The 7,756-nt window shown below is 44.4% G+C and carries 10 protein-coding genes and 1 pseudogene; 3 read left to right on the top strand and 8 right to left on the bottom strand.

Going from position 1 to position 7,756, the window contains the following annotated elements; genetic code table 11:
- The coding region (locus tag DWX32_RS18875) for a relaxase/mobilization nuclease domain-containing protein (protein WP_158579618.1) at positions 1 to 497 on the bottom strand (497 nt) is incomplete at its 3' end.
- Positions 469 to 864: a plasmid mobilization protein gene (locus DWX32_RS18870; protein WP_002594236.1), complete on the bottom strand. Its 396-nt coding sequence runs from the start codon at positions 862 to 864 to the stop codon at positions 469 to 471. The genes DWX32_RS18870 and DWX32_RS18875, both read right to left, overlap by 29 nt.
- Positions 865 to 1,213: 349 nt before the next feature.
- Between DWX32_RS18870 and DWX32_RS20505 the strand changes: the two genes are divergently transcribed.
- On the top strand, positions 1,214 to 1,339 hold the full coding sequence (locus DWX32_RS20505) for a hypothetical protein (RefSeq protein WP_007037420.1): 126 nt from the start codon (positions 1,214 to 1,216) through the stop codon (positions 1,337 to 1,339).
- 152 nt (positions 1,340 to 1,491) lie between these two features.
- Here DWX32_RS20505 and DWX32_RS18860 read toward each other — a convergent pair whose 3' ends face one another.
- The 4 genes and pseudogenes from DWX32_RS18860 to DWX32_RS18845 all read right to left on the bottom strand — a co-directional run.
- On the bottom strand, positions 1,492 to 1,980 hold the full coding sequence (locus DWX32_RS18860; protein WP_002569239.1) for a hypothetical protein: 489 nt from the start codon (positions 1,978 to 1,980) through the stop codon (positions 1,492 to 1,494).
- Between the two features lie 114 nt (positions 1,981 to 2,094).
- Positions 2,095 to 2,400 (bottom strand): hypothetical protein, encoded by a 306-nt coding sequence (locus DWX32_RS18855; protein ID WP_002569240.1) that lies wholly within the window; start codon positions 2,398 to 2,400, stop codon positions 2,095 to 2,097.
- A 163-nt stretch (positions 2,401 to 2,563) separates the two neighbouring features.
- Positions 2,564 to 2,704 (bottom strand): Maff2 family mobile element protein, encoded by a 141-nt coding sequence (locus tag DWX32_RS18850; protein WP_118660850.1) that lies wholly within the window; start codon positions 2,702 to 2,704, stop codon positions 2,564 to 2,566.
- Positions 2,705 to 3,188: 484 nt separating this feature from the next.
- Positions 3,189 to 3,455, bottom strand: a pseudogene (locus DWX32_RS18845) (hypothetical protein); the annotation flags it as partial.
- Positions 3,456 to 4,191: 736 nt separating this feature from the next.
- On the opposite strand from DWX32_RS18845, the gene DWX32_RS20790 reads away from it, so the two are divergent.
- Together DWX32_RS20790 and DWX32_RS18835 are read left to right on the top strand one after the other, a co-directional pair.
- On the top strand, positions 4,192 to 4,398 hold the full coding sequence (locus DWX32_RS20790; protein ID WP_334291862.1) for a DUF6199 family natural product biosynthesis protein: 207 nt from the start codon (positions 4,192 to 4,194) through the stop codon (positions 4,396 to 4,398).
- A gap of 17 nt (positions 4,399 to 4,415) precedes the next feature.
- Complete coding sequence (locus DWX32_RS18835; RefSeq protein ID WP_055221986.1) at positions 4,416 to 5,438, top strand: hypothetical protein; 1,023 nt, start codon at positions 4,416 to 4,418, stop codon at positions 5,436 to 5,438.
- A gap of 198 nt (positions 5,439 to 5,636) precedes the next feature.
- Here the strand turns inward: DWX32_RS18835 and DWX32_RS18830 are convergent, their stop codons facing one another.
- Both DWX32_RS18830 and DWX32_RS19955 read right to left on the bottom strand, forming a co-directional pair.
- Complete coding sequence (locus DWX32_RS18830) at positions 5,637 to 7,277, bottom strand: recombinase family protein (RefSeq protein ID WP_055221983.1); 1,641 nt, start codon at positions 7,275 to 7,277, stop codon at positions 5,637 to 5,639.
- Positions 7,278 to 7,349: 72 nt separating this feature from the next.
- Positions 7,350 to 7,517: a hypothetical protein gene (locus DWX32_RS19955; RefSeq protein ID WP_171027916.1), complete on the bottom strand. Its 168-nt coding sequence runs from the start codon at positions 7,515 to 7,517 to the stop codon at positions 7,350 to 7,352.
- Positions 7,518 to 7,756: the final 239 nt, after the last annotated feature.

The raw sequence follows: 7,756 nt of genomic DNA, 5'->3' as shown, positions 1-7,756 counted from the left end.
TGCTTGCAGCCCTCCAGCGTGTCGGCTGGTCTGTCCATGTAGGGCAGAAGCGGGACTTCGTAAATCCGCAGGGAGTTGATGACGATATGCACATGGATATTCCCGCTGTGGTTATGCCCGTCCGGGTGGGTGCAGATTAGGGCTTGGTGTCCGGGGAAATGCTCCTTGCAGAACTGCTCGCCCAGCTCCTGCGCCCGGTCTACGGTCAAGCCGTTGTCTGTCCCGTCCCGTGGGTCAAAGCTGATGATATAGTGGTGGCTTTTCACATCTTCCCGTTTTTGGTTTTTCTCATAGCGGAGATTGGCTCGCATACAGGCAACAGCGAAATCCTCGCCCCCGCAGTTGAGGGAAGAAATGCGGTAATCCTCCCTCGGTATCAGCCGCCCGTTTTCATCAAGGGTGGCTTTCATGGTAAACTCGTCATGCTCAAATGTGAGATAGGCTTCCGCTGCGCCATAGTCGGCGTTTTTAGAGCTGATATGTTTGAATGTTGCCAACAGCGTCACCCACTTTCTGCAAGACTTCAAACTTTAGGGCAGCAAGGTCGGAAACCGCCGCCCGTACCTCCCCGGCAAGCTGCGGATAGGGACTGTGCCACTCGTTCAGCGTCCGGGCTATCTGGTTTAAGTTGCCGCCGATCCTCCCGTATTCGGCGGTCAGCTTCCCGACAGCGGCAAGCAGCTCGTCATTGATGGGGGAAACGGTTATGATGGGGCGTATGGCTGCCCCGGTTATGGCTTGCCGGATAAACTCGGCTTGGCTCATGTGGTAAGCAGAAAGCCGCTGGGCAAACTCGGCGTATTCTTCCTCGGTCATGCGTGTTTTGACTACCCGGCTGCGGTGCGGCGTGTTGTATCGTTTCATAGGTGGTTGACCTCCTTTCTGTGCGTGGTGTCCTCTCACTAATAGGAGAAAAACAGGGTGTGAAGCGGAACTGTTTTTGAAAAATCCGAAAAATATTTTGAGGGGTTTTTCAGCGGCGCAAGCCGCATAAGCAGGGTTTGGGGAAGGCACTCCCCAACAAGATTCCCGCAGGGGCAAAATGAGCGATAAGCGAATTTTGGCACCTCGGTAGAATCTTGCTCTAAGAAACTGCCGGCCTGCCGTTCACTTGCTACTGCCACTTTTTCAGAAAATCTATAACCAGCTTTTTTTATAAAAGGCTGCGGGCTGGCGTTTTTCCCTTACTCCCTACAAACCACAAAAGAGCAGAATGGACGGACTTTCCGGCAAGAACTTTTCCGGCGGCTCGGTCTTTCCCGACAATAAGGCGTTTCGGAAGCTGCGTTTTGCCCGCTGTCTGAAAAAAATGGCAGCCTTTTTTGGTTTCACTGTCTAATACGGAACTTTTGGAAATTTGCCAAAAATGGACGCAAAAAAAGCAGCAAATCTTTTTCGGATTTACTGCTTCATGTGCCGCTGCGGTGCGGCGGGATGGATATTCAGTTGAAATAAAAGAGGATGGTGGTACTTTAGTCTATCGACTCTTTACTAACTATTAGGTAATCTTGAAAGATTTTCCTTGAATTTATCTAAAGAATGTTCATTGTTTCCCGCAAAAATAAGTGGAATTGTATATTCATATGATATGCCATTTTCATAGTCCGATAATTGTATTTTTATAGTATCATCCCTCTCATCTTTAGGTGCTATATATATGAATGAATTTTTATTTATATCAGATATTTTCCCTTTTTCAGAAGAAACAGTATAACCCCAGTCTGTTAAATTTGTCTTTATTGTAACTTCTGTTTCTGTTTCTTTTCTAGTCTGCAATGCTGTTTTATCGATTTGGATATCAAAAGGAGTCGAACCTAACAATTCACTGTTTATATTTACAAGTTCTTCTCCATTTGTTTTAGAAATATTAGATTCATCTTCATAATTTTGTTGAGATTCATCTTTTGGTGTTTCTCTGTTACATCCTAATAAAAAGCATAAAATAATTAGTACTAATACAGAAAGTTGTTTTTTTTGCATTTATTTCTCCTTTCATATTATCAAAGAAAGCACTGAGAGTACTTTCAAGAAATTTTGAAATATTCTCAATGCTTTCTATTTTTTGATCATAAACTTGCCGGTAATGATACTATGTTAATTTATCTCTTTCGCGTAACCTTTGTTGCAATATACACATGCACCATTCACCCATTTGTGAGACATTTCAATCGTCTCAACTTCATAAATGCTTACTTCTCCACAAATTAAACATTGTTTGTAATTATATACATGACGTGTCGCACATTTATCCCAGTCATCATATATACCAGGCATTTCATCTTCATATCCATAGTACTGGGGAGAACCCCAACTATGAGTATGAGCGGCAAATACAGTCATTGGAGCAGCTACAATTCCAGCTACTACTGAAAGTGCTAAAATAGATTTTCTTAAATTCATAAGTTCCTCCCTTTCCTTAAAAATACATAGCTCTTTGTTACATTGTCATTTTAACATAATAATTGGTAAAATGCAATAATTTATTTTCTATTTACGAGAAAATACTGTGCATATTATCTTATTTAGGAATAGTTAAGGCGGCTACCTAAATCTTTTTATTACTTTACCGCACATGAGCATTCGCGCCCGGATTGTCGTTGCCGTAGCCCTCCATGAGGTTAATCACGCCCCAGATACCAAGGCCAGCTCCAAGAGCGATAACAAGGGTCTGCAAAACGCCTACTGCCGAATTAAAAAATGCCATAAAGTTCTCCTTTCTTGCCGCGTGTGCGGCTGCCCGAAAAAGGGCATAAAAAACGGCGGCCAGTTTTGGTAACTGCCGCGGTCATAAGCCCGCCGGGGTTCGGCGGGTTCCCCACGCCGCCTAAATGTCTGCGGCGCGGCGGTATTCAGTTGTAAGGGCTGCGGCTTCTGCCGCTGTGTGCTGCGCCGGGGGAGTGGGGGCGCGTATCATGTAGCCTGTGTTTACGTTTCTGATTGTGATACCTCCTTTAAGTTTTTTTGCTCTTATGAATGAAAGAAAGAGAGGGTGCGGTTTTCGTCGTAGCAGTCGGCATTGTGGGAATGTGTATAACTGCCTTGCTTATGGAGTTGTGGGAAACGCTGTTTGCAGGACGTGGGAAAGCTGCCCTTTGCTTTTCCATGTGCTGTGAACGGCGTTTTCCATGACGGAATAGGCAGTTATGCACATTTCCATAATGCAAAGGTCTTTTCCCTGTCCTTTTCTTTTACGCTTCTGTATCTTCCGGCAAGTCTGCCGCGTCAATCTCGTAATAGTCAAAGACTTCATCGGGCTTGACGATAGCGGGGCGGCGGCGCAAGTGCTTCTCCATGTCAAAGGCGTTCTTCGGGTCTGCATCGGACAGGTACTTGTATTTCGGGTGCTTCGTTATGTCGAATTTGTCCGAAAAGAACGGGCGCACCCCGCGTAGCTGCAAGATACATTTCCCTCCGTCCATGACCGCGATTTCGTCCTGTGTCATAAGCTCTTTGCCACATTGTCAAGTGATGAATTCAAGAAAACGGCAGCCGCAAAGAAAAATCTTTGTGGCTGCCGTTCTAATTGGCGGCTTGAAGCAAAAAAATCCCCGGTTGTACCAGGGAAATAAAAACTTTAGTATAGCCTAAAAGAGAAAGCTAGCGCCTTGAGGCGCGGCCAAGTAGAGTGGGCTTAAAGCCTGCGTCCCGAGCCACCCGTTTTACGGGTGGCAGCGACTCCTTGTCTGTTTATCTTATACTTGTCAATTTATATTATCCAATAATGTGAATTATAATATGACAGTACGGATGCATATTATAGAAACATAACTTTGAAAGAATCAAGCATAACCTGTGGAGTGACTCTTCAACGGATAAACTATTTTCACTTCATACAGTTCCGACATATGGAATAAGGAACACCAATCGCCCTCAATACAACTTTCTTTCTATTAGTTAAAAATGCACATAATCAAAAAAGAAAATCGACTTATTTTAGACAAATTCATTGACAAGTTCTGCTTTAGGTGATAAAATAAAAGTGAAAAGTCGAAATTTATATTGTTGGGAGGTAAGACCGATGATTTGTTTTAAGGTTAAGTTGCCTAACTTAATAATGGAGCATTTTTACCGACGCTGCCAGCCTTTGGAGGCTTAGAATTAAAATTGTTTCTATTTGCGCATAAGTTAGGCATGATTATTTGTCTACTTATGCGCTTTTTTATTTGAATTTTCAGTATTAGCAGAAAGGAAGTGTTATACATAGATAACATATGGCTTATCCTTTTGCTTCTATTAAGTTTTTTTATGATTTTTAAGCCGGAACTTTTATGGAAAATTGAACACTTCTTTTCTGTAAAAGGCGGTGAACCTACAGATTTATATCTTGGTTTGATGCGGGTTGCTGGAGTATTCTTTTTTATTGCATCCATCATTTGCATTATTGTTTTGGTTTTATAAGAGAAGGGGGGCTTTTAATGAAAAAGCTAACACGTAAGATTGTTGCACTTACTCTTTCCTTGGTTATGTGCATAAGTTTTTCTAACACTACTTTTGCTTATGCCGACAACGAGAATATCAGTTCTTCTGCTGAAGCAAGCAAAGTGAATTGGTGGAAGATTGGCTGGATTATCCTTTCAGATTATGTGGAAAAGCTTATCGATCTCGATGGACAGAGTGAAAAGGATAGTAGTTGGGCCTATCTTGTTTCACCTAGCATAGAATATAACACGGGTGATATGGGGCCTGAGGTTTATTTTCGTCCAGAAGTAGATAACAGCGTTGGTTCTATCCGTATGCATGGACATAGGATTATCTTTGTCGATATTTTTACACAGATTGCACTCATCTTGTCAGATGCCTCTGGTGATACGGTAAGTCAAGCAACTACTGGTACAAATCAGTATATGTTTTATACAAAGAAAGCAGGAGACAGTTCTGGTACATGGAAAGCACAGTTTGTTTCAACTGAGACATACAAATGGCAGTTGTATTATGCCCATTATTACAATGCCAATGCTCGTTCAAGTGTTCCTATGACGGAAGATGGATTTTACTTTGGGGATAATAACAGAGTTTATCAATTCTCTGTTGCAGAATCTTACAGACTTAATTCTCTTCCTCCAGAGGTTGTTGATATGACACAACTTAATGCTCAATTTATTAATCCTGCTGATGGAAAAACTGTAGATTATCTCAAAGACTTTAATGCTGGAGATCAAGTTCATTTCTCTGATATAATTATTGACATTAGTTATGATGCGACTGAGGATGCGACTACATTTTATTTTACCGAGGATACTTATGAGGAAAACATAGGATGGAAATTTGCAGGAAATCTTCTTGACCAATATTCCGCTGGTGATGTTCTGAATCTAACTTTTGATGTGTTGAATGTCGGAAACTATCAGGGCATTACTTTTGAAAGCCTCGACTACTTTGAAGCAGCTTACGCGCATAATAACGGTGCCGCTTATCCCAATATTCAAGATTACCAATAATTTGATTTTGACATAAGGACTTATAGAAGAGGGCGTGTTGCGGATAATTTTCTGCAACGCGCCCTTTTTAGTATGCTTTAGCAAAATAAAGTTATCCCTTTTACTCTGGCCAAAGGAATAACTTTATTGCCTGATAGCATTAAAAGAAAATTGTTGTATCACTTTTGATATAAATTAAAAGTATTTAGCGTCTAAATTCTACCTTGACATTTCCCCAACAAAATTGTAAATAATCTTAACCTCCTGTGTCCTCTGACCATCAATCTTCTTGATTTCTCCAATCAGAATCCGGCTAATGAGCCGGTTCAGCACCGCCTCGTCCAGTTCCTCGATGGCGGCATAGCGCCGGATTTCCTTGATAAAAGTGCGGACTTCGCTTTCTTGCGCATCGGCACGACCTTGCATCATTGCCAGGTCATGCAGGCGTTTCTGGTTGGATTCCTGCTCCTGTTCCAGCGCCGCCGTCAGCTTCACAAACCGCTGCTCGGTCAGGATGCCTTTGGCCTTATCGGTGTACAGGCTCAGGAACATCCCGTCAATTTCCTGATTTCGGGCTTCCAGCCGCAGGCGTTCCTTTTCTGTCTGGGAGGCGTCCACCAGATACCGGTGCTCCATCCGGCGGCTGAGCCGCTGGTAGAACGCATCGGCATCCTTCATAGCCTGCGCCGCCAGTTCCTGAATGTCTTTCAGCACCAGATTGTATAAATCCCTGGCCTCGATCTTGTGGCTGGAACAGACCTTGCAGCCCATGCGGTTGTAGGTCTGGCAGATATAGTACGCCTTGTCAATCGGCTCCCGCATTTCGCCGGTGAAGCGGTTCTTCCCGGTTCGGCCCACTTTCTCATACCGCACCTGCATGGACTTCCCGCAGGTGGCGCAGTAGACCAGACCGTGGAACAGATTATAAAAGGGGCAGGAATTCCCCTGAATGGTCGGCCTGCGGTCAATGAGTTCCTGCACCTGTTCCCATTCCTCCGGCGTCACAATGGCCTCATGGCAGCCCTCGATCACTTCCCACTGGTCACGGGGAATAATGTCATAGGTGTTGGAGCGGATGCCTTTCTGATGCGTCCGAAAGACCAAATGTGCGCCCTTATAGAATGGATTTCTCAGGATGTGACTGATTCTGGCTCCGCCCCAGAAATAATAGTTGGCGTCAAACTCCGTGTTGGCTTTGACATGGGTGATTGGGATTTTTTCTTCCATCAGACGTTTGGAAATCCTCATGCAGCCCAGCCCGTCAAGGGCATAGTCATAGATTTTGCGGATGATTGGCGCTGTCTCAGGGTCAATGATGAGATGCCCCTTGTCCTCCGGGTCACGCATCAGGCCGAAGGGCGGCGTCCCTCCGCAGAACTTCCCCTGCCGGGAGCGGGTGGTGATGCCTGCCAGCACCTTTTTAGAAATATCCCGGCTGTACATATCGTTCAGGATATTCTTAAAGGGCGTAATGTCCATCTCCTGACGGGTCAGGCTGTCCACGCCGTCCGTGATGGCGATATAGCGTACATTGTGTTTGGGGAAAAAGATTTCGATATAGCTGCCAGCTTCAATATAGTTCCTACCAAGCCTGGATAGGTCTTTGGTGATGACGCAGCCGATCTTCCCCGCCTCAATGTCAGCGATCATGCGCTGGAAGGCAGGGCGGTTGAAATTGCGGCCCGTATAGCCGTCATCCACATAATATTCATACTGGAACATTCCATGCTTTTCAGCAAAGTCCCGAAGCATGATTTTCTGGTTGCTGATGCTCATACTCTCGTTGTCGCCGCCGTCATCCAGAGAGATGCGGCAGTAGAGAGCGGTGATTTTCTCATAGACTTGTTTTTTCCTGCTCATAGCGTTCTCCTTCTATGAACAGGGACACGATACCATTATAGTACCATGTCCCTGCCCCTGAATCAACCGTTTTTACGCAGCGTTTTCGGCCATTTCCCGCTGCTGACGCCATTCCTCGAAGTGTTCGCAGGTCTGACGCTCAATCAGCTGCTCAAAGGCTTCCCGCATGGACTTCTCCCCGGAGAACTCCCGCACCACCACAAAACGGACTTTATTTTTCTGCTGTTTGCTTTTTTCCATAGGCTACCTCCATAGAGTAGCAGGCCAGACGGCAGCACTGGCAACGAAGTCCGGCAACGAACCTCTGAAAACCTGTAAACTACCGTCTGACCTGCAAATCTTACTTTATCAATTTTCTTGAAAAATCTCGTTGTTTTCGTTGCCGGAGATAGAGATAGATATTAGAAAATACCTTATTTACACAATGTCATTAACTTTAGCAAAGAGCAGAAATCGTAAGCATTTATAAAACTATGATT

Origin of the sequence: Blautia sp. AF19-13LB (assembly GCF_003479105.1) — a bacterium.
Classification (GTDB): domain Bacteria; phylum Bacillota; class Clostridia; order Lachnospirales; family Lachnospiraceae; genus Fusicatenibacter; species Fusicatenibacter saccharivorans.
This window is presented reverse-complemented; position numbering and strand designations above follow the sequence as displayed.

Coding starts and splice junctions, on each gene's coding strand:
- DWX32_RS18860 (WP_002569239.1), bottom strand. CDS start 1,980: ATGCAAAAAAAACAACTTTCTGTATTAGTACTAATTATTTTATGCTTT.
- DWX32_RS18830 (WP_055221983.1), bottom strand. CDS start 7,277: ATGAGCAGGAAAAAACAAGTCTATGAGAAAATCACCGCTCTCTACTGC.
- DWX32_RS20505 (WP_007037420.1), top strand. CDS start 1,214: ATGGACGGACTTTCCGGCAAGAACTTTTCCGGCGGCTCGGTCTTTCCC.
- DWX32_RS18850 (WP_118660850.1), bottom strand. CDS start 2,704: ATGGCATTTTTTAATTCGGCAGTAGGCGTTTTGCAGACCCTTGTTATC.
- DWX32_RS18855 (WP_002569240.1), bottom strand. CDS start 2,400: ATGAATTTAAGAAAATCTATTTTAGCACTTTCAGTAGTAGCTGGAATT.
- DWX32_RS18870 (WP_002594236.1), bottom strand. CDS start 864: ATGAAACGATACAACACGCCGCACCGCAGCCGGGTAGTCAAAACACGC.
- DWX32_RS19955 (WP_171027916.1), bottom strand. CDS start 7,517: ATGGAAAAAAGCAAACAGCAGAAAAATAAAGTCCGTTTTGTGGTGGTG.
- DWX32_RS18835 (WP_055221986.1), top strand. CDS start 4,416: ATGAAAAAGCTAACACGTAAGATTGTTGCACTTACTCTTTCCTTGGTT.